The following is a 23,003-nucleotide window of genomic DNA, read 5'->3' on the forward strand; positions in this document are numbered from 1 at the left end:
ATGAGTGTTTCAGCACCAGCAGGGACGCCGGTTCGTCAACTGCACAAGTTTGGGGGCAGCAGTCTTGCCGATGTGAAATGTTACCTGCGCGTGGCGGGTATCATGACCGAATATTCCAGACCGGGTGACATGATGGTGGTTTCGGCCGCCGGCAGTACCACTAACCAGTTGATTAACTGGCTTAAGCTGAGCCAGAGCGACAGGCTTTCCGCGCATCAGGTTCAGCAAACGCTGCGCCGCTATCAGAGCGACCTTATTAGCGGTTTATTGCCGCCGGAAGTGGCGGATGGCCTGATTGCCGGGTTTATCCACGACCTTGAGCGCCTTGCTGTTCTGCTGGACGGTAAAATGACCGATGCCGTTTATGCAGAGGTTGTTGGTCACGGGGAAGTCTGGTCGGCGCGTTTGATGGCTGCGGTGCTGAATCAGCAGGGCGTTGAAGCCGCCTGGCTGGACGCCCGCGATTTTATGCGTGCTGAACGTGCGGCCCAGCCACAGGTTGACGAAGGCCGTTCCTGGCCGCTGCTGCAAAACTTGCTTGCCCAGCACCCGAATAAACGCCTGGTTGTGACCGGTTTTATCTGCAGCAATGAAGCGGGTGAAACTGTGCTGCTGGGGCGTAACGGTTCTGACTATTCAGCGACGCAGATTGGCGCGCTGGCTGGCGTTTCTCGCGTAACTATCTGGAGCGACGTGGCCGGGGTTTACAGCGCGGATCCGCGTAAAGTGAAAGATGCCTGCCTGTTGCCTCTGCTACGTCTGGATGAAGCCAGCGAGCTGGCTCGTCTTGCCGCGCCGGTGCTACACGCTCGTACATTACAGCCCGTATCCGGCAGCGATATCGACCTGCAACTGCGCTGCAGCTATTCGCCAGAGCAAGGTTCGACCCGTATTGAGCGCGTTCTGGCGTCCGGCACGGGTGCCCGGATTGTCACCAGTCACGACGATGTTTGCCTGATCGAATATCAGGTGCCGTCGCATCAGGATTTCAAGCTGGCGCAAAAAGAGCTGGATATGATCCTCAAGCGCGGTCAGGTGCGTCCACTGTCGATTGGCGTGCATCCCGATCGTAATTTACTGCAGCTTTGCTACACCTCGGAAGTCGCCAACAGCGTGCTGCAACTTCTCCAGAATGCCAGCCTGCAGGGCGAGCTTCGTCTGCGTGAAGGCCTGGCGCTGGTGGCAATGGTCGGGGCCGGTGTTTGCCGTAACCCGCTGCATAGCCACCGTTTCTGGCAGCAGTTGAAAGATCATCCCGTGGAGTTTATCTGGCAGTCGGAAGACGGCATTAGCCTGGTGGCCGTGCTGCGCGTAGGCCCAACGGAAAGCCTGATTCAGGGGCTACACAAGTCGCTGTTTCGTGCTGAGAAGCGTATCGGTCTGATGCTGTTCGGCAAAGGCAACATCGGTTCCCGCTGGCTTGAGCTGTTTGCCCGCGAACAGGAAATTCTCTCCGCCCGTACCGGATTTGAATTTGTGCTGGCTGGCGTGGTGGACAGCAGCCGTAGCTTGCTGAATTACGACGGTCTGGATGCCAGTCGCGCGTTGGCCTTCTTCAATGATGAGGCAGTTCAGCAGGACGAAGAGTCGCTGTTCCTGTGGATGCGGGCTCATCCGTATGATGATTTAGTGGTACTGGACGTGACCGCCAGCGAGCAGCTCGCCGATCAATACCTGGACTTCGCCAGCCATGGCTTCCATGTGATCAGCGCCAATAAGCTTGCCGGCGCAGGGAACGGCCAGAAGTATCGCCAGATTCGTGATGCGTTTGAGAAAACGGGCAGGCACTGGCTGTATAACGCCACGGTGGGCGCAGGGCTGCCGGTTAACCATACGGTTCGCGACCTGCGTGACAGCGGCGATGCTATTCTGGCTATCAGCGGTATTTTCTCGGGGACGCTTTCATGGCTGTTCCTGCAGTTTGACGGCACAGTGCCGTTTACTGAACTGGTTGATCAGGCCTGGCAGCAGGGGCTAACCGAGCCAGATCCGCGCGTGGACCTGTCCGGTAAAGACGTCATGCGTAAGCTGGTGATCCTGGCCCGTGAGGCGGGTTATGACATCGAGCCGGATCAGGTCCGTGTGGAATCTCTGGTGCCCGCAGGTTGTGAAGGCGGCTCCATTGACCATTTCTTTGAAAACGGTGATGAGCTGAACGAGCAAATGCTGCAGCGGCTCGAGGCGGCCCAGGAGATGGGGCTGGTGCTGCGTTATGTGGCCCGGTTTGATGCGAACGGCAAGGCTCGCGTGGGGGTTGAAGCCGTGCGGGCAGAGCATCCGCTTGCCGCTCTGCTGCCGTGTGACAACGTCTTCGCGATTGAAAGCCGCTGGTACCGTGACAACCCGCTGGTGATCCGCGGGCCTGGCGCCGGGCGCGATGTTACCGCCGGGGCCATTCAGTCCGATCTGAACCGCCTGGCACAACTGCTGTAGTTTCTTTCCCGCACTCTCTTTCTTTGGAAGAGAGTGCGTTTTCCTGCATGTCCCTTTCTCCGTTTCTCCTGAAAAAAATTCATCTTATGTGAGAATTCCTCCACATTTTGTGGTGACATTTTCATTGACGACTTTCGCCTTTTCGGTCATCTTTCTATCTGGACGTCTAAACGTCTGGATAGCAATAAAACGCCACCACACGATAACGATGCGATTGACGAGGTAAGGGTATGAGCTTTTTTCACGCGAATCAGCGGGAAGCGCTGAACCAGAGTCTGGCCGAAGTGGCCGGGCATATTCATGTTTCCTTTGAGTTTTTCCCGCCGCGCAGCAGTGAAATGGAACAAACCCTGTGGAAGTCTATCGACAGGCTAAGCATCCTGAAACCAACGTTTGTTTCCGTGACCTACGGGGCGAACTCCGGCGAGCGTGACCGTACCCACAGCATCATCAAAGGCATCAAAGAGCGTACTGGCCTTGAAGCAGCCCCGCATCTGACCTGTGTCGATGCAACGCGGGATGAACTGCAGGCGATTGCGCAGGACTACTGGAACAACGGCATCCGCCATATCGTTGCATTGCGTGGTGATCTACCGCCTGGCAGCGGTAAGCCGGATATGTATGCTTCTGACCTGGTGGGGCTGCTCAAGGAAGTCGGCGACTTTGATATTTCCGTTGCGGCCTATCCGGAAGTCCATCCCGAAGCCAAAAGCGCCCAGGCGGATTTACTCAGCCTGCGCCGTAAAATTGAAGCCGGTGCTAACCGCGCGATTACTCAATTCTTCTTTGATGTTGAAAGCTATCTTCGCTTCCGCGATCGCTGTGCGGCCACAGGCATTGATGTCGAGATAATCCCGGGTATTCTGCCTGTCTCAAACTTCCGGCAGGCGAAGAAATTTGCCGATATGACTAACGTGCGTATTCCGTCGTGGATGGCACAAATGTTTGAAGGCCTGGATAACGATGCCGAAACCCGCCAGTTGGTGGGCGCGAACATTGCCATGGATATGGTGAAAATCCTGAGCCGGGAAGGCGTGAAGGATTTCCACTTCTACACGCTTAACCGGGCGGAAATGAGCTATGCGATCTGCCACACTTTAGGCGTTCGACCCAAGCTGTAGACATTGATTTCACATTAAAAAAGCCCCGTTCAACTGTGAGCGGGGCTTTTTACTTTACGGGCTAAAAGCGTTACTGATTACTGCCGCTATCGCCGTAAGGCAGCGCATCGTAATCCCGCAGCGCATTTTTATCATACGGGTTACCAATCCAGCGGGTCGCTTCGACAAACTGCGGGCTGGTGATGGCCCGTGTTGCGTCGTAGCCGTCATAGCTTAAACCGGCTAAATCAGACCAGGTATGAATCAGTTCTGAGCTGCTGTATTTGCGGTTTATATCTCCCGAGAAGTCACGCGGGTGGGCCTGCTGCCAGGTCGGTGACGTCCAGACGATGAACGGGATGGTGTACATATGACGCGTAGGTTTGTTTTCGTTACGCCCCTGGGTCTGATGCGGCGGTGTGTCGTAAACCTCTTCCCCGTGGTCAGAGAAATAGAGCAGGAAGCCGTTAGGATCGCTGGCCTTGTAGTCTTTGATCAGCGTGGAAACCACGTGGTCGTTAAACAGGTTGGCGTTATCGTAACTGTTGTAGGATTCTTGCTGATCTTTGGTTAATCCAGCCGGTAAATCGTCCGTTTTACCATCAAACTTGTTCCAGTTTTCCGGGTAGCGGAAGTCATACCGAATATGCGTGCCGAGCAGGTGCACAATAATGAATTTTTTCGGTGCAGGGTCGGCCAGAACCTCTTTAAACGGCGCGAGGACGTTCGTGTCGTATTCGCGCGCGCTCTGGGTACGCTGCTGGTTCATATAATATTGTTTGTCAGTCTGCTTTGAGAATACGGCCAGCATGGTGTTGCGTTCGGTCATGGTCTGCTGGTTAGTGATCCAGAAGGTTTTGTACCCGGCCTGCTTCATCAGGTTCATCAGCGAAGGCTTAGTCAGGTAGAGATCCGGATCTTTCTCGTCTGCAAACGTCAGCGCCTGCTGCAGAATTTCAATGGTGTAAGGACGTGAAGTGACGACGTCGTTAAACACCGTCATTTGCGGGTCAGTTTTATGCAACTCATCCAGCTCTGGCGTTGTCTGGCGGTGGTAGCCGTACAGGCTCATGCGGCCACGCTGCGTTGACTCACCAATAACCAGTACCAAAGTGCGCGGCGCATTACCGGAGGCGTCTTTCAGGTTAGCCAACGGCGGCAGCGCATTGTTGGACGTTAGCAGGTTATTCAGGCTGTCCAACTGCTGGCGATATTCGGTATAGGCGACGATAAACTGCCAGGGGGCCGCAGGCTCAAGGCGATAAGAAATACTGGAGAAGGATTCGCCAAGGCTGCGTTTGTTGATAAGCCACTCTTTACCCACCGGATTGAGCACCAGGCCGAACAGGATGGCGAAGGAAACCAACCAGCGCCACGGGTTTGGAATATAAACCGGGCGCAGACGGGTCCAAAGAAAGATGGCACCCAGCGTATAGGCAACCGCAATGAGCAGCAGCTTCAGGCTGAAATACTGACTCAGGTATTCGCTGGCCTCGCTGGCGTTTGTTTCGAACATCACAAACAGAACGCTTTGCGAGAACTCCTGCCCGTAGACAACGTAGTAACCCAGGGCGGCGATTGAGGCTGCCCAAAGGATAACGCCAATAAAGGCGGCAATAATGCGCGTACGCTGTGGAAACAGAAATACAGGAATAAACCACAGAGAGCTAAACAGTAAGGAGTCACGCAGCCCTGTTGTACCGCTGTAGCCTGTTGTTAAGATGGCAATCTGCAAAACCGAGGAAAAATACCAAAAGTAGAGTAAAACCCATCCAAGGGCTTTAATGCTGAACTTACGTTCAGACTGTTTCAATGTGAAGTGCATACTCTTGCCTGTGCTATTAAATTATCATTAACCGTAATGAGAAAACCTTAAGTAAGCCTTAGTTATGAACGCTACGGTGGCTTGTACTCACGAAAAAAGTCACCCATTGCTGGATGACTTTTGCGCACAATATAGAAAATGTGTCGGAATAATGACAGCGTAATTTCAGGCTTGTTCCGGGGATATTTATACGGCCAATGCTTTTGGTTTTTTGTTGTTTATTTGTTGAAGATGGCGGGGGCAATAAACGTGTTAAGTACGTTGAGTGGCGATGAGCGTTTTCACTAGTTAGAAATAAAAACCCCCGCGTTTGCGGGGGAAATGACAAAGCTAAAAAATCTTAGCCGGTATTACGCATCCCGGCGGCAACCCCGGCGATGGTGACCATCAGGGCTTGCTCTACGCGGGCATCAGGCGCTTCGCCTTTCTCTTCCGATTGGCGCGAGCGGTGCAGCAGTTCGGCCTGCAGGACGTTCAGCGGATCGGTATAGATATTACGCAGGGTAATCGACTCGGCAATCCACGGTAAATCTTCCATCAGGTGTGAGTCGTTGGCGATATCCAGCACGACTTTGATGTCGGCTTCCAGCTGGTCACGTAGTTGTTTGCCCAGTTTCCACAGCTCTGGCTTCACCAGGCGCTGATCGTAGTATTCCGCCAGCCAAAGGTCGGCTTTGGCAAACACCATCTCCAGCATGCCAAGGCGAGTGGAGAAGAACGGCCAGTCGCGGCACATTGTTTCCAGCTCGCTTTGCTTGCCTTCTTCCACGACCTTTTGCAGCGCCGCGCCTGCGCCCAGCCAGGCCGGCAGCATCAGGCGGTTTTGGGTCCAGGCGAAGATCCACGGGATCGCACGTAAAGATTCTACCCCGCCGTTTGGACGACGTTTAGCTGGGCGAGAGCCCAACGGCAGTTTGCCCAATTCCAGCTCCGGCGTGGCGGAACGGAAATACGGCACGAAGTCTGTGTTCTCGCGAATATAGCCGCGATACATCTCGCAGGACGTCGCAGAAAGTGAGTTCATGATCTGAATCCACTCTTTCTTCGGCTCTGGCGGCGGCAGCAGGTTAGCTTCAAGGATCGCGCTGGTGTAGAGCGACAGGCTGCTGATGGTGATTTCTGGCAGGCCGTATTTAAAGCGAATCATCTCACCTTGCTCGGTGACGCGCAGGCCACCTTTCAGGCTGCCTGGTGGCTGAGAAAGCAGAGCTGCGTGCGCTGGCGCACCGCCACGGCCAATGGAGCCGCCGCGCCCGTGGAATAACGTCAGGGCGATACCGGCTTTCTCACAGGTTTTGATCAGCGCATCTTGCGCTTCATATTGCGCCCAGGATGCGGCCATCACGCCAGCATCTTTCGCCGAGTCGGAATAGCCAATCATCACCATCTGTTTGCCCTGGATAAAGCCACGGTACCAGTCGATATTCAGCAACTGGGTCATGACGTCGTCGGCGTTATTCAGGTCGTCGAGGGTTTCAAACAGTGGCGCAACCGGCAGGGCGAAGGTACAGCCCGCTTCTTTCAGCAGCAGGTGAACGGCCAGCACGTCTGACGGCGTCTTGGCCATCGAAATAACGTAGGCAGCAATGGAACCGCGTGGCGCTTCGGCTACCACTTTGCAGGTTTCCAGCACTTCCTGAGTGTCAGCGCTTGGCTCCCACTGGCGAGGCAGCAGAGGGCGCTTGGAGTTCAGTTCGCGGATCAGGAAGGCTTGTTTATCAGCCTCTGACCAGCTTTCGTAGTCGCCGATGCCAAGATAGCGGGTCATTTCGCCCAGCGCTTCGCTGTGGCGCGTGCTTTCCTGGCGAATATCAATGCGTACCAGCGGCACGCCGAAGCATTTCACGCGGCGCAGGGTGTCCAGCAACTGCCCGTTAGCGATGATGCCCATGCCGCAGGCCTGCAGGGATTGATAACAGGCGTAGAGCGGATCCCAAAGCTGCTCGTTTTGAATGAGCAGACCTTCCGGCTTCGGCAGACGCTGGCCTTTCAGGCGGGCTTCAAGCCAGGCCTGGGTGGAGAGCAGCTGCTGGCGCAGGCCTTTCATGATGTGGCGATAAGGTTCCTGGCCCGCATCCGGCCCTGCCAGTTCGCTAAGCTCCGCCGTGCATTCCACCATCGACAGCTCGGAAACCAGGACCGCGATATCGCGCAGGAACAGGTCGGTGGCTTTCCAGCGGCTGAGAAGCAGGACGTGACGGGTGATTTCGGACGTTACGTTCGGGTTGCCGTCGCGGTCGCCGCCCATCCAGGAGGTAAAGCGTACCGGGACGAAGTCCACCGGCAGTTTGTAATTCAGATTCTCTTCGAGCTGTTCGTTAAGCTCACGCAGGTAGTTTGGCACCCCTTCCCACAGACTGTTTTCTACCACCGCGAAGCCCCATTTGGCTTCGTCGACCGGGGAAGGGCGATGCTTACGAATTTCGTCGGTATGCCATGCCTGAGCAACCAGCTGACGCAGGCGGCGCATGATTTGGTTGCGCTCGTAGTCGGCGAGATCGCTGTGGTCGAGCTGCTTCAGACAGCTGTTCACTTCGACCAGTTTATGAATCAGGGTACGGCGAGTGATCTCGGTAGGGTGAGCGGTGAGCACCAGCTCCAGAGAGAGAGACTCAACGGCTGCCCGAATGTCTGCTTCGCTGATGCTCGGCTGACTTTTCAGTTTTTGCAGCGTTTTAGCGATGACTTCTGGGTTGCTGGCCGCTTCGCCCGTCGCGGAGATGCTGTGGTACTGCTCTGCGGTGTTGGCAAGATTAAGAAACTGGCTAAAGGCGCGGGCGACGGGGAGCAGTTCATCATTTGAGAGGTTCTGCAGCGTGCTCAGCAGCTCCTGACGATTGGCTTCATTACCGGCGCGGGAGGACTTGGATAACTTACGGATCGTTTCTACGCGGTCGAGGATATTTTCTCCCAGCGCATCTTTGATGGTATCTCCGAGCAGTTTTCCGAGCATGCTGACATTACTTCGCAAAGCAGAATAGCGTTCGTTCATATGACTCCAGCCCAATCTATTATGTAACTTAATTTCACCCGTGAAGGTTCAACACCGCCTTTTATAAAGCCACGTCATAAACCATTCGTCAATTGCTACGAAATCGTTTCAGCAAACGAGGAAATGACGCGAATTTATGAAATTTAATTACCAACTTCGCATATAAGCATTTCTTATAGGAATACTGATTATTCCAGATTAAAAAGGGGGTAAAACCCCCTTTTACCGCGATTAATTAATGCCAACAAAAATGATGCACTACCTGAGTAATTAACTCCCGGGTTGGCTTGATGAAGCGGGTATCGATGTATTCATCCGGCTGGTGAGCCTGGTTGATGGAGCCAGGACCAAGCACCAGCGTTGGGCATACGGTCTGGATAAACGGTGCTTCGGTGCAGTAGTTCACCACTTCCGTTTGCGCGCCGAGCAGTTTCTCAACGACCTGCACGAGCTGGTGGTCCGGCGGGCATTCGTAGCCTGGAATCGGCGGATGAAGTTCAGAGACCGTCAGGCGACCAGGCCAGCGCTGGCTTACCGGTTCTAATGCTTCGGTCAGTAAACCGTTCAGATCGTTTAATGTCATACCCGGCAGCGGGCGAATATCCATGTGAAGTTCGCAACATGCACAAATGCGGTTTGCCGCGTCGCCGCCGTTAATGTGCCCTAAGTTGAGGGTTGGATACGGCACGGTGAAGGCGTCATGGTGATAGCGATCTTTCAGCGTATTGCGCAGCGTGAGAATGTGGCCGATGGCATCATGCATCAGTTCAATGGCGTTAACGCCACGCGCCGGATCGCTCGAGTGGCCGGACTGCCCCAGAATACGAATGGCATTAGACAAGTGTCCTTTGTGCGCACGTACCGGCTGTAGCGATGTCGGTTCACCGATGATCGCACAGTCCGGACGAAGCGAGGTTGTTTCAGCGAAATAGCGTGCACCTGCCATGGTGGTCTCTTCATCGGCGGTGGCCAATATGTAGAGCGGCTTTTTCAGGGTTGTCACATCCACGTCGCGCAGGGCATCCAGAATGAACGCGAAGAACCCTTTCATGTCGGCGGTACCCAGGCCGTAAAGCTTGTTGTCGTGCTCGGTCAGGGTAAACGGGTCCCGCGTCCAGCGGCCATCGTCGAACGGCACAGTATCGGTGTGCCCTGCCAGTAACAGGCCGCCAGCGCCCTGGCCGCTGCTCGCCAGCATATTGAATTTATTGCGAGTGCCTGGCACAGGCTGAATTTCGACGTTAAAACCGAGGTCGCGGAACCAGCCCGCCAGTAAATTGATTAAAGACTCATTGCTTTGATCCAGCGCGCTGTCGGTGGCGCTGATGGAAGGTGTCGCGATCAGGGCGCGGTAGATCTCGATAAAAGGCGGTAATTTCATCTTCACTGTTGACAGGCCTTAGGTTAGGATAGTATCAATATTCATGCATTAATTGTGAATAAAAATACAATAACGTTGAGCGTAAAGGAACAGTTAAGCGTTCCGGTGAATAAAAAACCACGCTAACGGACGTGGGTGAAAGCGTCAGGCTGGCACTCTGAGCAGACCGAAAAGACAAGGTGAACGACCCAGATGTTGAATACGCTGATTGTGGGTGCAAGCGGTTATGCAGGCGCAGAGCTTGTAAGCTATTTGAATCGCCATCCTGATATGAACATAACCGCTTTGACGGTTTCAGCGCAAAGTTCAGATGCAGGAAAATTGATATCTGATTTGCATCCGCAGTTAAAGGGCATTGTTGATCTGCCGCTGCAGGCGATGTCCGACATCAGCGAGTTCAGCGAGGGTGTGGATGTGGTGTTCCTCGCCACCGCCCACGAAGTCAGCCACGATCTGGCTCCGCAGTTCCTGGCGGCAGGCTGCGTGGTGATCGATCTCTCAGGCGCGTTCCGCGTTAACGACCCGGCGTTCTATGAACGTTATTACGGTTTTACCCATCAGCATCCTGAGCTGCTGGAAAAAGCGGTTTATGGCTTGGCCGAATGGCAGGGTGCTGCGCTCAAAGAGAGCAATTTAATTGCCGTGCCGGGCTGCTATCCGACGGCGTCTCAGCTGGCGCTGAAGCCGCTGATTGATGCCGATCTGCTGGATTTGAACCAGTGGCCGGTGATCAACGCTACCAGCGGCGTCAGCGGTGCCGGGCGCAAGGCCGCGATTTCCAACAGCTTCTGCGAAGTTAGCCTGCAGCCTTACGGCGTGTTTAATCATCGCCATCAACCAGAAATCGCTACCCATCTTGGCGCGTCGGTGATTTTCACCCCGCACCTCGGCAATTTCCCGCGTGGCATTTTGGCGACGATTACCTGTCGCCTGAAAGCTGGCGTTACGCAGCAGCAGATCGCGGAGACGTTTACCCAGGCCTACGGCGACAAGCCGCTGGTTCGCCTGTACGAAAAAGGCGTTCCTGCGCTGAAAAATGTGGTTGGCCTGCCGTTCTGCGACATCGGCTTTGCCGTGCAGGATGAGCACCTGATTGTTGTTGCCACCGAGGATAACCTGCTGAAAGGTGCCGCGGCGCAGGCAGTACAGTGTCTTAATATTCGTTTTGGCTTTGCCGAAACGCAGTCCCTTATTTAACCGTCGGTCGGGTGAAATGATGAATCCTTTAATTATCAAATTGGGCGGCGTGCTGCTGGATAGCGAAGAGGCGTTGGAGCGCCTGTTTACCGCGCTGGTGAACTATCGCCAGTCCCATCAGCGTTCGCTGGTGATTGTTCACGGCGGCGGTTGCCTGGTGGATGAGCTGATGAAGAAGCTGGCGCTGCCGGTACAAAAGAAAAACGGCCTGCGTGTGACGCCTGCCGACCAGATTGACATTATTACCGGTGCGCTGGCGGGCACGGCCAACAAGACTCTGCTGGCCTGGGCGAAGAAGCATGGCATTAACGGCGTTGGCTTGAGCCTCGGTGACGGGGATAGCGTTACGGTGACTCAGCTTGACGAAGCGCTTGGTCACGTCGGCCTGGCTAAACCGGGTTCGCCAAAACTGATTAATACGCTGCTGGAAAACGGCTTCCTGCCGATTGTTAGCTCCATCGGTGTGACCACTGAAGGCGAGCTGATGAACGTCAATGCGGATCAGGCGGCAACGGCGCTGGCCGCAACGCTCGGCGCGGATTTGATTCTGTTGTCCGACGTGAGCGGTATCCTGGACGGTAAAGGTCAGCGCATCGCTGAGATGACGGCGGCCAAAGCCGAACAGCTGATTGAGCAAGGCATTATTACCGACGGCATGATTGTGAAAGTGAACGCGGCGCTGGATGCGGCCCGTACCCTGGGACGCCCGGTGGATATTGCCTCATGGCGCCACGCGGATCAGCTACCCTCTTTATTCAACGGTGTGGCTATCGGCACCCGGATTCTGGCATAGACAAAGAATAGTTTTAACAAGGACAAGACAATGCAAAATCACGGCATCAAAAAAATCGTTCTCGCATACTCTGGCGGCCTCGACACTTCAGCCATCATTCCATGGCTGAAAGAGAACTACGGCGGCTGCGAAGTGGTCGCCTGCGTGGTGGATATAGGTCAGGATCGTGAAGATCTGAAAGGCGTTGAGCAGAAAGCGCTGCGCTCCGGGGCGTCTGAGTGCTACGTGGTCGATGCACGTGAAGAGTTTATCAGCGACTATGTTTACCCTGTGCTGCAGACCGGGGCGCTGTATGAAGGCAGCTATCTGCTCGGCACTTCTATGGCGCGTCCGCTGATCGCTAAAGCGCTGGTGGATGTGGCGAATAAAGTGGGCGCAGATGCGCTGTGCCACGGTGCAACCGGTAAAGGTAACGACCAGGTGCGTTTTGAATCTACCTGGGCCGCGCTGGCTCCGCATCTGAAGGTTGTTGCCCCGTGGCGTGAGTGGAACCTGCGTTCCCGTGAAGCGCTGCTCGATTACCTGAAAGAGCGTGATATCCCGACGACGGCCTCACTGGAAAAAATCTACAGCCGTGACGAAAACGCCTGGCACATTTCTACCGAAGGCGGCGTGCTGGAAAGCCCGTGGAATGCCCCGAACAAAGACTGTTGGGTGTGGACCGTTGACCCGCAGGAAGCGCCGGATCAGGCTGAACAGGTCACTGTGACCGTTAAGCAGGGCAAGGTTGTGGCCGTGAACGGCGAAGCGATGAGCCCATTCAAGTGTCTGGAAACCCTGAACGCTATCGGGGCCAGGCACGGTATTGGCCGTATCGATATCGTTGAAAACCGTCTGGTGGGTATTAAGTCTCGTGGTTGCTATGAAACCCCAGGGGGCACCATTATGATGGCTGCTCTGCGTGGCGTTGAGCAGCTGGTGCTGGATCGTGACTCTTTCAAATGGCGTGAGCAGTTGGGTCTCGAAATGTCCTACGTTGTGTACGATGGCCGCTGGTTTGCACCTCTGCGTAAATCTCTGCAGGCATCTGCCGAGTCGCTGGCGGAAGAAGTGAACGGCGAAGTTGTGCTGCAGCTGTATAAAGGCCAGGTGACGGCAATTCAGAAAAAATCCCCGAACAGCCTCTACAGCGAAGAGTTTGCGACCTTTGGCGAAGATGAAGTTTACGATCACAGCCACGCGGGCGGCTTTATCCGTCTGTTCTCGCTCTCTTCCCGTATCCGTGCGCTGAACGAACTTAAGAAGTAATTTTTTACCCTCACGTGTTCCCAGGCCGGGAATGCGTGAGGGGCAAACGAATATCAATATGATGAATGGAGCATGACTATGGCACTTTGGGGTGGGCGTTTTACTCAGGCAGCCGATCAACGGTTTAAGCAATTCAATGACTCTTTACGCTTTGACTATCGCCTGGCTGAGCAAGACATCGTAGGTTCTGTCGCCTGGTCCAAAGCGTTGGTCACCGTGGGCGTGCTGACTGAAGCTGAGCAACAGCAGCTTGAGCAGGCCCTGAAAGTCTTGCTGGAAGAAGTGCAGGTTAACCCGCAGGCTATTCTGGAAAGCGACGCGGAAGATATTCACAGCTGGGTGGAAGGCAAGCTGATCGATAAAGTCGGTGCGCTGGGTAAAAAACTCCACACTGGCCGTAGCCGCAACGATCAGGTCGCCACCGACCTGAAGCTGTGGTGCAAAATGCAAATCAGCGAGCTGCTGGCTGCCACCCGCCAGGTACAGCAAGCATTAATTGAAACAGCCGAAGCCAATCAGGATGCGGTGATGCCGGGTTATACACACCTGCAGCGCGCGCAGCCGGTCACTTTTGCTCACTGGTGCCTGGCGTACGTCGAGATGCTGGCGCGCGATGAAAGCCGTTTGCAAAGCACTCTGCAGCGCCTGGACGTCAGCCCGCTGGGCAGCGGCGCGCTGGCAGGCACCGCCTATGAAATTGACCGCGAACAGCTTGCCGGCTGGTTAGGTTTTGCTTCCGCGACCCGCAATAGCCTCGACAGCGTTTCTGACCGCGATCATGTGCTGGAATTGCTGTCCAACGCTTCTATCGGCATGGTTCACCTGTCCCGTTTTGCAGAAGATCTGATCTTCTTCAACACCGGGGAGGCCGGTTTTGTTGAGCTGTCCGATCGCGTGACTTCTGGTTCCTCCCTGATGCCGCAGAAGAAAAACCCGGATGCGCTGGAGCTGATCCGCGGCAAGTGCGGCCGCGTGCAGGGTGCCCTGACCGGCATGATGATGACCCTCAAAGGCCTGCCGCTGGCATATAACAAAGATATGCAGGAAGACAAAGAAGGCCTGTTCGACGCCCTCGATACCTGGCTTGATTGTCTGCATATGTCCGTGCTGGTGCTGGACGGCATTCAGGTTAAACGTCCTCGCTGCCAGGAAGCCGCTGAGCAAGGCTATGCCAACGCCACCGAGCTGGCGGATTACCTTGTTGCTAAAGGCGTGCCGTTCCGTGAAGCTCACCACATTGTCGGCGAGGCTGTCGTGGAAGCAATTAAACAAGGTAAAGCGCTGGAAGCCTTAACCCTGGCCGACCTGCAGAAATTCAGCGCGGTTATTGGCGACGACGTTTATCCGATTCTGTCGTTGCAATCCTGCCTCGACAAGCGCGCCGCGAAAGGCGGTGTTTCACCTAAGCAGGTTGCTCAGGCTATCGCCGACGCGAAACAGCGCCTGGTCTAATCCCCTCGAAATTTGAACAAAAAAAAGCGGACATACTGTCCGCTAAAAGTTCACGTTGGCTTTAATAATTCGTCAGGTTCAGAGAACAGAGAGTCTCTGCAGCCGCGCGTCGTTCTGGGGTAAGTCAGAGCGATGCGCCTTGCTGTTGCTGGCTATTATTCACCAACATTGCTTGATAGGGATAATCGTTCGTTGCTATGCTATCTATCGCCATGAACTATCGTGGCGCAGGAGGATAGAGAATGAATATTCGAGATCTTGAATACCTGGTGGCGCTGGCCGAGCACCGCCATTTTCGTCGGGCAGCGGATGCCTGTCACGTTAGCCAGCCGACCCTGAGCGGCCAGATTCGCAAGCTGGAAGATGAACTGGGCGTTATGCTGCTGGAGCGTACCAGCCGTAAAGTGCTGTTCACCCAGGCGGGGTTGCTGCTGGTGGATCAGGCGCGGACGGTGCTGCGTGAAGTCAAAGTACTGAAAGAGATGGCAAGCCAGCAGGGCGAAGCCATGTCCGGCCCGCTGCATATTGGCCTGATCCCAACCGTGGGGCCTTACCTGCTGCCGCAAATTATTCCTATGCTGCATCAGACTTTCCCTAAGCTGGAAATGTATCTGCATGAAGCCCAGACCCATCAGCTGCTGGCGCAGCTCGACAGCGGCAAGCTGGACTGTGCCATTCTGGCGCTGGTAAAAGAGAGCGAAGCGTTTATCGAGGTGCCGTTGTTTGATGAGCCGATGGTGCTGGCGGTTTATCAGGATCACCCGTGGGCGAACCGTGACCGCGTGCCGATGTCCGATCTGGCCGGTGAAAAGCTGCTGATGCTGGAAGACGGGCACTGCCTGCGCGATCAGGCTATGGGCTTTTGCTTTGAAGCGGGTGCGGATGAAGATACCCATTTCCGGGCAACAAGCTTAGAGACGCTGCGTAACATGGTGGCTGCAGGAAGTGGCATCACGCTTTTGCCAGCCCTGGCTGTGCCGCATGAACGCCAGCGAGACGGCGTAGTTTATCTGCCGTGTTATAAACCAGAACCGCGTCGTACCGTCGGCCTGGTTTATCGTCCGGGATCACCGCTGCGCAGCCGCTATGAGCAGCTGGCAGAGGCCATCCGTACGCAGATGGATGGCCATTTCGACTCAGCGCTAAAACAGGCGATTTAAGCCGTTAAGCGCCGCTACCCGATAGGCTTCCGCCATTGTTGGGTAGTTAAAGGTGGTGTTAACGAAGTACTCAATGGTGTTACCGCCACCTTTCTGCTCCATTATCGCCTGGCCGATGTGAATGATTTCGGCCGCGCGCTCGCCAAAGCAGTGGATCCCCAGAATTTCTTTCGTCTCACGGTGGAACAGAATTTTCAGCGTCCCAACGTTCATACCCACGATTTGCGCCCGCGCGAGATGTTTAAACTGCGCCCGGCCCACTTCGTAAGGTACTTTCATCGAGGTTAGCTGTTGTTCCGTTTTGCCCACGGAGCTGATTTCTGGAATGGTGTAGATGCCGGTCGGAATGTCTTCGATCAGATGCCCCGTGGCTTCCCCTTTCACCAGCGCCTGAGCGGCGATACGGCCTTGATCGTAGGCTGCTGAAGCCAGGCTTGGATAACCGATCACGTCGCCCACCGCGTAAATATGCGGCAGCGCGGTCTGGTACATGCTGTTGACCTTGATGAGTCCACGGCTGTCGGCTTCGAGCCCGATATTTTCCAGCGCCAGTGAATCTGTATTCCCGGTACGTCCGTTGGCGTAAAGCAGGCAATCCGCCTTCACTTTTTTGCCGGACTTCAGAGAAACAATCACGCCGTCGTCCACGCCTTCAATCTTCTCAAACTCTTCGTTGTGGCGAATAACCACGCCGCTGTTCCAGAAGTGATAGGAAAGTGAATCCGACATTTCCTGATCGAGGAAAGCCAGCAGGCGATCGCGAGTGTTGATCAGATCAACTTTGACGTTCATCCCGCGGAAGATCGATGCGTACTCACAGCCGATCACCCCGGCACCATAGATGATCACATGGCGCGGTTCGTGATGCAGGCTGAGAATTGAGTCGCTGTCGTAGATACGTGGGTGGGTAAAATCAACTTCTGGCGGGCGGTAAGGGCGAGAACCGCAGGCAATGACAAACTTCTCGGCGGTGTAGGTTTCGACCGACCCATCGTGGCACAGAAGCTCGACAGTGTGCTCATCCACAAAGTGCGCATCGCCCTGCAGCATCTCGCAGCGGTTACGCTCGTAAAAGCCCTGGCGCATGCGGGTTTGCTGGTTAATCACGCTGTCGGCGTGGTTCAGGATGTCGGCAAAAGAGGAGCGGAGAAGGTGAGTGTGGTCGCTGTAGAGCGGGTTTTGATTGAATTCAATAATGCGGCTGACGGCGTGGCGGAGGGCTTTCGAAGGGATGGTGCCCCAATGGGTGCAACCGCCGCCGACATTGTGGTAGCGCTCAATCACCGCTACCCTGGCTCCTTGTTTCACCAGCCCCATGGCGGCACCTTCGCCTCCGGGACCGGAACCAATCACTATTGCGTCATAATCGTAGGTTTGTGGCATGGTAAGGCTTACCTGTTTTTATACATAAAGGCAACACGATGGTAACATCAACCAGGAATTTCCCCAATTCTCGTTGTGCTTTTTCCCGCCTGGGCAGGTCAATGTTCCGTAAACAATCATTCACAATACACTATAAAAGCGGTAGCTTGATTCTCTGATATAGTTCCAGCTCTGTTTGAAGGATTCAGGCAATATGATGGGTGTAAGAGCGCAACAAAAAGAGAGAACCAGGCGTTCTTTAGTCGAGGCGGCATTTAGCCAGCTAAGCGCCGAAAGAAGCTTTGCCAGCCTGAGCCTGCGTGAAGTTGCCCGCGAAGCCGGTATTGCGCCAACGTCATTTTATCGCCATTTCCGCGATGTTGATGAACTCGGTCTTACAATGGTAGACGAAAGTGGCCTGATGCTGCGGCAGTTAATGCGGCAGGCGCGGCAGCGCATCGCCAAAGGCGGCAGCGTGATCCGTACCTCAGTGTCAACGTTCATGGAGTTTATCGGCAATAACCCTAACGCTTTCCGCCTGTTGTTGCGTGAACGTTCAGGCACGTCTGCGGCGTTTCGTGCCGCGGTTGCCCGTGAAATTCAGCACTTCATTGCGGAACTTGCCGACTATTTAGAACTCGAAAATCGCATGCCTCGCAGCTTCACCGAAGCGCAGGCGGAAGCGATGGTCACGATTGTTTTTAGTGCAGGTGCCGAAGCGCTGGACGTTGATATTGAACAGCGTCGCCAGCTCGAAGAGCGACTGGTGTTGCAGCTACGTATGATCTCGAAAGGGGCTTACTACTGGTATCGCCGGGAACAAGAAAAAATGGCACTGGCTCATTTATCCGAAGAGTGAAGGAACGAGCAATGAAACAGTTACAAGATAGAGGTACGCTGGCGCTGGCGTTAATCGCTGGTCTGTCGATTAACGGATCTTTTGCCGCGCTGTTCAGCTCGGTTGTTCCGTTCTCGATATTTCCTATTATTGCTCTGGTGCTGGCGGTTTGTTGCCTGCATCAGCGCTATCAGAACCGTACGATGCCGGTTGGGTTACCGAGCCTTGCTGCAGCCTGTTTTGTGTTAGGTGTGTTGCTTTATAGTTCAGTGGTTCGCGTTGAATACCCGGCGATTGGCTCTAACTTTATCCCTTCGATTCTGTCGGTGGTTGTGCTGTTCTGGATTTTGTTTAAAGTTCGCTCCCGCAAATCAGAAGCGGCTGAGTAAGCCCGATAAATAGCAAAAAGGACGCCGAGGCGTCCTTTTTCTATTTGCGCGTGAGCAGTACGCCGCATTCCATGTGATGCGTGTACGGGAACTGATCAAACAGCGCCAGACGGGTGATGCTGTGAGTCTGGGATAATGTTTCCAGGTTCTCGCACAGCGTCTGTGGATTGCAGGAGATATAAAGGATGTGCGGGTAGGCCTGCACCATTTTTACCGTGTCAGCATCCAGGCCGCTGCGCGGCGGATCGACAAAAATGGTTTCGCACTGATAGCTTTTGAGATCGATTCCCTGCAGGCGGTTAAACTCCCTTACGCCGTTCATCGCCTGGGTAAACTCTTCCGCCGCCATGCGGATAATCTGCACGTTATCAATATTGTTGGCTGCGATGTTGTACTGCGCCGCAGCCACGGACGGTTTAGCTATTTCGGTCGCCAGCACACGGTCGAAGTTGCGGGCCAGAGCCAGCGAGAAGTTGCCGTTCCCGCAGTAGAGCTCCAGCAGGTCGCCGCTTGAATTTTCTGTCGCGCTCAGCGCCCATTCCAGCATCTGAATATTCATGGCCGCGTTTGGCTGAGTGAAGCTGTTCTCAACCTGGCGGTAAATCATCTCTTTACCGGCAACCGGCAGGCGTTCGTCGATAAAATCCTGGTCCAGCTCAATCTTGGTTTTTGTTGCACGGCCAATCAAATGCACGTTAAAGCCGCGGGCGCGCAGGCTGTCGCGCAGCGCCTCGGCATGCTGCTGCCATTCATCATCCAGCTTGCGGTGGTAGAGCAAAGACACTACGGCCTGATTGCTCAGGGTAGTCAGGTAGTCAATCTGGAACAGCTTGTGGCGCAGGGCTGGAATATCGCGGACGCCATCCAGCATAGCTGGCATCAGGGCGTTAATCAGCTCGCTGGCCGCCGGGAAGCTGTTGACCCGGATGCGGCTTTTAGTCTGCTGATCGAACATGATGTGATACAGGTCGTCACCTTCATGCCAGATGCGGAACTCAGCTCGCATGCGATAGTGACTTACCGGTGAGCGGAATACCTCCGGGGCCGGTGCGGCAAAAGGCGCCATCATGCCTTCGAGGCGAGTGACTTTTTCCGCCAGTTGCGCGTCGTACTGATCTGTCGGGAGGTGTTCAGGGGTCATGGCTAGCCATCCAGTCGGTCAATGAATACAAACTACGCGGCGATTGTAGGGATTCGACCCGGGATGTCCAGCCCGATCGCGTTAAGAAGTTCAGCCGGAAGTCTGGACATCCGTATAAGCCTAACGGTAGCATGGCTTTTCCGGCCTCCTGAGAGTTAAAAGGGAACCCAGTGTGATTCTGGGGCTGACGCGCAGCGGTAAGGAACGGCAAGATGAACGCATTATGCAGACACTGCTTTCTTATATAAGCGGGAAGTCCTCATCTTAATTAAGCCCCCAAGCCCGAAGACCTGCCGGAACGACGTCGCAAGTGATATGGCTATCGCGTGCTATTTGCCATATCTGCGGCATCCTGGTCGAAAGCGGGTGCTTATATAAATGATGATAAAGAAGGTTTCGCTGTTGACGGCTCTGTCCGCAACGGCTTTTTCAGTTTGGGCGCAGGACAGCAACACTGGCAATACCCTGGTAGTGACTGCGAATCGTTTTCAGCAGCCGGTGAATAGCGTTCTGGCGCCGACGTCGGTGGTTACGCGTGAAGATATCGATCGCTGGCAGTCAAAATCTCTGACTGACGTGATGCGCCGCCTGCCGGGGGTAGATATTGCGCAAAATGGTGGCCTTGGTCAGCTCTCCTCAGTGTTTATTCGCGGGACTAATTCCAGCCATGTGCTGGTGCTGATTGACGGCATCCGCCTTAATCAGGCCGGCGTGACCGGCTCTTCCGACCTCAGCCAGATTCCAGTCTCTCTTGTTCAGCGCGTAGAGTACATCCGTGGGCCTCGTTCAGCTGTCTATGGCTCTGATGCTATCGGCGGTGTCATCAACATTATCACCACCCGAGATAAAGACGGCACAACGCTGACGGCGGGAGTGGGCTCAAACGGCTACCAGAACTATGACGCCAGCACGCAGCAAAAGCTGGGGGATAGCACTCGCGTGACTCTGGCTGGCAACTATGAGTACACCAAAGGTTTTGACGTTGTGGCTGAGGGTAATACCGGCGGCCTGCGTCAGCCCGATCGCGACGGCTTTATGAGTAAATCTCTTTACGGAGCGCTTGAGCACAGCTTTTCTGAGCAATGGAGCGGCTTTGTGCGTGGCTACGGCTACGATAACCGTACGGCCTATGACGGCAGCAGCTATATCCCCGGCGTGCTGGTGGATACCCGGCAGCTTTACAGCCAGACATGGGACGCGGGACTGCGCTTTAGTAACGATATCTTCCACTCACAGCTGATTTCCAGCTACGGCCACAGCAAAGATTACAATTTCGATCCACGCCTCGGGCGCTACGACTCAAGCGCTACCCTGGATGAAATTAAGCAGTACAACCTGCAGTGGACTAACTCTGTTGATCTCGGTGCAGGAAATGTTGGGGCGGGCGTTGACTGGCAGAAGCAAAGCACTGAACCGGGTACTAACTATGTAACTGACGGCTACGACCAGCGTAATACTGGCGTCTATTTGACAGCGCTGCAAAAGCTGGGTGATTTCACCTTTGAAGGTGCCGCGCGTAACGATAACAACTCAGAGTTCGGTAATCACGGCACCTGGCAGAGTAGTGCGGCATGGGAATTTGTTGAGGGGTATCGCTTTATTGCCTCCTACGGTACGGCGTTTAAGGCGCCAAACCAGGGGCAGCTGTTTGGCTTCTACGGGAACAGAGATCTGAATCCAGAAGAAAGCCGTCAGTGGGAAGGCGCATTTGAAGGGTTAACTTCCGGCGTGAACTGGCGCGTTTCGGGTTACCGCAACCTTGTTGATAACCTGATCGACTTCAACAGCGGGACGAACAGCTATTACAACGTAGGCAAGGCCAATATCAAAGGCATTGAAGGGACGGCTTCCTTTGATACCGGGCCCGTGCAGCACAGCGTTAGCTATGACTATGTTGACGCTCGCAATGGCCTGACCGATGCACCGTTGGCGCGTCGCGCTAAGCAACAGGTGAAGTACCAGCTTGACTGGGCGCTCTACGATCTGGACTGGAGCGTAACTTATCATTACCTGGGCTCACGCTACGATACCGATTTCAATACCTATCAAACCGTGAAAATGGGCGGTGTAAGCCTGTGGGATGTTGCCTTGTCGTATCCAGTCACCTCACATCTTACAGTTCGTGGTAAAATAGCTAACCTGTTCGATAAAGATTACGAGACGGTTTATGGCTACCATACTGCAGGACGGGAATACACCTTGTCTGGCAGCTACACCTTCTGATGCACATCCCACCGTGCTGGTTTTTGACTCCGGCGTTGGTGGGCTGTCCGTCTACAATGAGATTCGGCAGCTTCTGCCGGATCTTCATTACATCTACGCCTTCGATAACGTGGCGTTTCCATACGGCGAAAAGAGCGAAGAGTTTATCGTCGACCGGGTGGTCTCAATAGTGACTGCTGTCCAGCAGCATTATCCTTTAGCCCTCGCTGTTATTGCCTGTAATACCGCAAGCACTGTTTCCCTCCCTGCTTTACGCGAAAAGTTCGACTTCCCTGTTGTTGGCGTTGTGCCTGCGATTAAACCGGCTGCGCGTTTGACGACAAATGGGGTTGTGGGTCTGTTGGCAACACGCGGCACGGTCAAGCGTCCTTATACCCACGAGCTTATCTCCCGATTTGCTACCGAATGCAAAATTGAGATGCTGGGGTCTGCCGAACTGGTGGAGCTGGCGGAGGCGAAGCTTCATGGTGAGCCTGTACCGCTGGACGAGCTGCGTAAAATCCTGCGGCCGTGGTTACGGATGTCGGAGCCGCCGGATACCGTTGTATTAGGCTGCACGCATTTCCCTTTATTACAGGAAGAACTGTTGGAAGTGTTACCTGAGGGGACGAGGCTGATTGATTCCGGTGCCGCGATTGCAAGGCGTACCGTTTGGTTACTGGAACATGAAGCGCCTGAAGCGGCGTCTGCAGATCCGAATATTGCCTATTGTATGGCATTCACGCCTGAAACTGCGCAATTAATGCCCGTTTTACAACGTTACGGCTTTGAAAGGCTCGAAAAACTGGCACTTTAGTGCCGTTTTGAGTAAAAAAACGACGCTTGAAAGTTTTTTTCAAATTAGGGGTTGTCAGGCTCTGAGAACTCCCTATAATGCGCCTCCACTGACACGGCGAAGCGGCTTCGAAAGCGGCTTCACAACCCGGCAGTCAGTCAGACGAAAGCGAAAATAAACGCTTGACTCTGAAAGAGGAAAGCGTAATATACGCCACCTCGAGTTAGCAAGCGAAAGCGACTGACTCACTGCTCTTTAACAATTTATCAGACAATCTGTGTGGGCACTCGCAGGATTGATATCTCAGCATCTCCGGATGCAAACAAATATCAAGTCTTGAAGAGTGACTACTGATTTTATAAACAGTTTTAATTCTTTGAGCATCAAACACTTTTAAATTGAAGAGTTTGATCATGGCTCAGATTGAACGCTGGCGGCAGGCCTAACACATGCAAGTCGAGCGGTAGCACAGGGAGCTTGCTCCTGGGTGACGAGCGGCGGACGGGTGAGTAATGTCTGGGGATCTGCCTGATGGAGGGGGATAACTACTGGAAACGGTAGCTAATACCGCATAACGTCGCAAGACCAAAGAGGGGGACCTTCGGGCCTCTTGCCATCAGATGAACCCAGATGGGATTAGCTAGTAGGTGGGGTAATGGCTCACCTAGGCGACGATCCCTAGCTGGTCTGAGAG

16 protein-coding genes, 1 rRNA gene and 1 riboswitch are annotated in these 23,003 nt (G+C 54.5%); of the genes, 12 read left to right on the top strand and 5 right to left on the bottom strand.

Annotation, left to right across the window (positions count from 1 at the left end; genetic code table 11):
• Together A936_RS10595 and metF are read left to right on the top strand one after the other, a co-directional pair.
• Window positions 1–2,433 (top strand): bifunctional aspartate kinase/homoserine dehydrogenase II, encoded by a 2,433-nt coding sequence (locus A936_RS10595; protein ID WP_008457555.1) that lies wholly within the window; start codon window positions 1–3, stop codon window positions 2,431–2,433.
• A 230-nt stretch (window positions 2,434–2,663) separates the two neighbouring features.
• The gene (gene metF / locus A936_RS10600) at window positions 2,664–3,554 is read left to right on the top strand and encodes a methylenetetrahydrofolate reductase (protein WP_008457556.1); all 891 of its coding nucleotides are present in this window, start codon (window positions 2,664–2,666) and stop codon (window positions 3,552–3,554) included.
• 70 nt (window positions 3,555–3,624) lie between these two features.
• Here the strand turns inward: metF and A936_RS10605 are convergent, their stop codons facing one another.
• The 3 genes from A936_RS10605 to argE form a co-directional block, all read right to left on the bottom strand.
• Window positions 3,625–5,358 (bottom strand): phosphoethanolamine transferase CptA, encoded by a 1,734-nt coding sequence (locus A936_RS10605; protein ID WP_008457558.1) that lies wholly within the window; start codon window positions 5,356–5,358, stop codon window positions 3,625–3,627.
• A gap of 340 nt (window positions 5,359–5,698) precedes the next feature.
• A complete protein-coding gene (gene ppc, locus A936_RS10610) occupies window positions 5,699–8,350 on the bottom strand; it encodes a phosphoenolpyruvate carboxylase (RefSeq protein ID WP_008457560.1) in 2,652 nt (883 codons plus the stop codon).
• Window positions 8,351–8,585: 235 nt separating this feature from the next.
• Window positions 8,586–9,737, bottom strand: a complete 1,152-nt coding sequence (gene argE / locus A936_RS10615; RefSeq protein ID WP_034808745.1) for an acetylornithine deacetylase — start codon at window positions 9,735–9,737, stop codon at window positions 8,586–8,588.
• Window positions 9,738–9,923: 186 nt separating this feature from the next.
• On the opposite strand from argE, the gene argC reads away from it, so the two are divergent.
• The 5 genes from argC to oxyR all read left to right on the top strand — a co-directional run bounded on the left by argC (window position 9,924) and on the right by oxyR (window position 15,581).
• A complete protein-coding gene (gene argC / locus A936_RS10620) occupies window positions 9,924–10,928 on the top strand; it encodes an N-acetyl-gamma-glutamyl-phosphate reductase (protein WP_008457564.1) in 1,005 nt (334 codons plus the stop codon).
• 16 nt (window positions 10,929–10,944) lie between these two features.
• Window positions 10,945–11,721 carry an acetylglutamate kinase gene (argB, locus tag A936_RS10625; RefSeq protein ID WP_157141403.1) on the top strand — a complete coding sequence of 259 codons (777 nt, stop codon included), beginning with the start codon at window positions 10,945–10,947 and terminating at the stop codon, window positions 11,719–11,721.
• Window positions 11,722–11,751: 30 nt separating this feature from the next.
• Window positions 11,752–12,969: an argininosuccinate synthase gene (locus A936_RS10630; RefSeq protein WP_008457567.1), complete on the top strand. Its 1,218-nt coding sequence runs from the start codon at window positions 11,752–11,754 to the stop codon at window positions 12,967–12,969.
• 78 nt (window positions 12,970–13,047) lie between these two features.
• Window positions 13,048–14,421 (top strand): argininosuccinate lyase, encoded by a 1,374-nt coding sequence (argH, locus tag A936_RS10635; protein ID WP_008457569.1) that lies wholly within the window; start codon window positions 13,048–13,050, stop codon window positions 14,419–14,421.
• 242 nt (window positions 14,422–14,663) lie between these two features.
• Window positions 14,664–15,581: a DNA-binding transcriptional regulator OxyR gene (oxyR, locus tag A936_RS10640; protein ID WP_008457571.1), complete on the top strand. Its 918-nt coding sequence runs from the start codon at window positions 14,664–14,666 to the stop codon at window positions 15,579–15,581.
• Here oxyR and sthA read toward each other — a convergent pair.
• Entirely contained in the window at window positions 15,564–16,964 is a 1,401-nt protein-coding gene (sthA, locus tag A936_RS10645; protein WP_008457573.1) for a Si-specific NAD(P)(+) transhydrogenase, read from the bottom strand. The genes oxyR and sthA overlap by 18 nt on opposite strands.
• Before the next feature lie 196 nt (window positions 16,965–17,160).
• On the opposite strand from sthA, the gene fabR reads away from it, so the two are divergent.
• Both fabR and A936_RS10655 read left to right on the top strand, forming a co-directional pair.
• Window positions 17,161–17,802 (top strand): HTH-type transcriptional repressor FabR, encoded by a 642-nt coding sequence (gene fabR / locus A936_RS10650; RefSeq protein ID WP_039289193.1) that lies wholly within the window; start codon window positions 17,161–17,163, stop codon window positions 17,800–17,802.
• Between the two features lie 11 nt (window positions 17,803–17,813).
• Complete coding sequence (locus A936_RS10655) at window positions 17,814–18,170, top strand: YijD family membrane protein (RefSeq protein WP_008457577.1); 357 nt, start codon at window positions 17,814–17,816, stop codon at window positions 18,168–18,170.
• 40 nt (window positions 18,171–18,210) lie between these two features.
• Here the strand turns inward: A936_RS10655 and trmA are convergent, their stop codons facing one another.
• The gene (trmA, locus tag A936_RS10660) at window positions 18,211–19,311 is read right to left on the bottom strand and encodes a tRNA (uridine(54)-C5)-methyltransferase TrmA (RefSeq protein WP_008457579.1); all 1,101 of its coding nucleotides are present in this window, start codon (window positions 19,309–19,311) and stop codon (window positions 18,211–18,213) included.
• A gap of 124 nt (window positions 19,312–19,435) precedes the next feature.
• Window positions 19,436–19,623: riboswitch (cobalamin riboswitch) on the top strand.
• Between the two features lie 69 nt (window positions 19,624–19,692).
• Between trmA and btuB the strand changes: the two genes are divergently transcribed.
• The 3 genes from btuB to A936_RS10675 all read left to right on the top strand — a co-directional run.
• Window positions 19,693–21,534: a TonB-dependent vitamin B12 receptor BtuB gene (gene btuB / locus A936_RS10665; RefSeq protein ID WP_008457581.1), complete on the top strand. Its 1,842-nt coding sequence runs from the start codon at window positions 19,693–19,695 to the stop codon at window positions 21,532–21,534.
• Window positions 21,479–22,330: a glutamate racemase gene (murI, locus tag A936_RS10670; RefSeq protein ID WP_008457583.1), complete on the top strand. Its 852-nt coding sequence runs from the start codon at window positions 21,479–21,481 to the stop codon at window positions 22,328–22,330. The genes btuB and murI overlap by 56 nt, the downstream gene beginning before the upstream one ends.
• A gap of 374 nt (window positions 22,331–22,704) precedes the next feature.
• Window positions 22,705–23,003, top strand: a 16S ribosomal RNA gene (locus A936_RS10675); the annotation flags it as partial.

It is taken from the genome of Enterobacter sp. Ag1 (assembly GCA_000277545.1).
Classification (GTDB): domain Bacteria; phylum Pseudomonadota; class Gammaproteobacteria; order Enterobacterales; family Enterobacteriaceae; genus Cedecea.

What these genes read in the sequence shown, in the direction of transcription:
- A936_RS10595 (WP_008457555.1), top strand. Translation starts at nt 1, where the DNA reads ATGAGTGTTTCAGCACCAGCAGGGACGCCGGTTCGTCAACTGCACAAG.
- metF (WP_008457556.1), top strand. Translation starts at nt 2,664, where the DNA reads ATGAGCTTTTTTCACGCGAATCAGCGGGAAGCGCTGAACCAGAGTCTG.
- A936_RS10605 (WP_008457558.1), bottom strand. Translation starts at nt 5,358, where the DNA reads ATGCACTTCACATTGAAACAGTCTGAACGTAAGTTCAGCATTAAAGCC.
- ppc (WP_008457560.1), bottom strand. Translation starts at nt 8,350, where the DNA reads ATGAACGAACGCTATTCTGCTTTGCGAAGTAATGTCAGCATGCTCGGA.
- argC (WP_008457564.1), top strand. Translation starts at nt 9,924, where the DNA reads ATGTTGAATACGCTGATTGTGGGTGCAAGCGGTTATGCAGGCGCAGAG.
- argB (WP_157141403.1), top strand. Translation starts at nt 10,945, where the DNA reads ATGATGAATCCTTTAATTATCAAATTGGGCGGCGTGCTGCTGGATAGC.
- A936_RS10630 (WP_008457567.1), top strand. Translation starts at nt 11,752, where the DNA reads ATGCAAAATCACGGCATCAAAAAAATCGTTCTCGCATACTCTGGCGGC.
- argH (WP_008457569.1), top strand. Translation starts at nt 13,048, where the DNA reads ATGGCACTTTGGGGTGGGCGTTTTACTCAGGCAGCCGATCAACGGTTT.
- oxyR (WP_008457571.1), top strand. Translation starts at nt 14,664, where the DNA reads ATGAATATTCGAGATCTTGAATACCTGGTGGCGCTGGCCGAGCACCGC.
- sthA (WP_008457573.1), bottom strand. Translation starts at nt 16,964, where the DNA reads ATGCCACAAACCTACGATTATGACGCAATAGTGATTGGTTCCGGTCCC.
- fabR (WP_039289193.1), top strand. Translation starts at nt 17,161, where the DNA reads ATGGGTGTAAGAGCGCAACAAAAAGAGAGAACCAGGCGTTCTTTAGTC.
- A936_RS10655 (WP_008457577.1), top strand. Translation starts at nt 17,814, where the DNA reads ATGAAACAGTTACAAGATAGAGGTACGCTGGCGCTGGCGTTAATCGCT.
- trmA (WP_008457579.1), bottom strand. Translation starts at nt 19,311, where the DNA reads ATGACCCCTGAACACCTCCCGACAGATCAGTACGACGCGCAACTGGCG.
- btuB (WP_008457581.1), top strand. Translation starts at nt 19,693, where the DNA reads ATGATAAAGAAGGTTTCGCTGTTGACGGCTCTGTCCGCAACGGCTTTT.
- murI (WP_008457583.1), top strand. Translation starts at nt 21,479, where the DNA reads ATGGCTACCATACTGCAGGACGGGAATACACCTTGTCTGGCAGCTACA.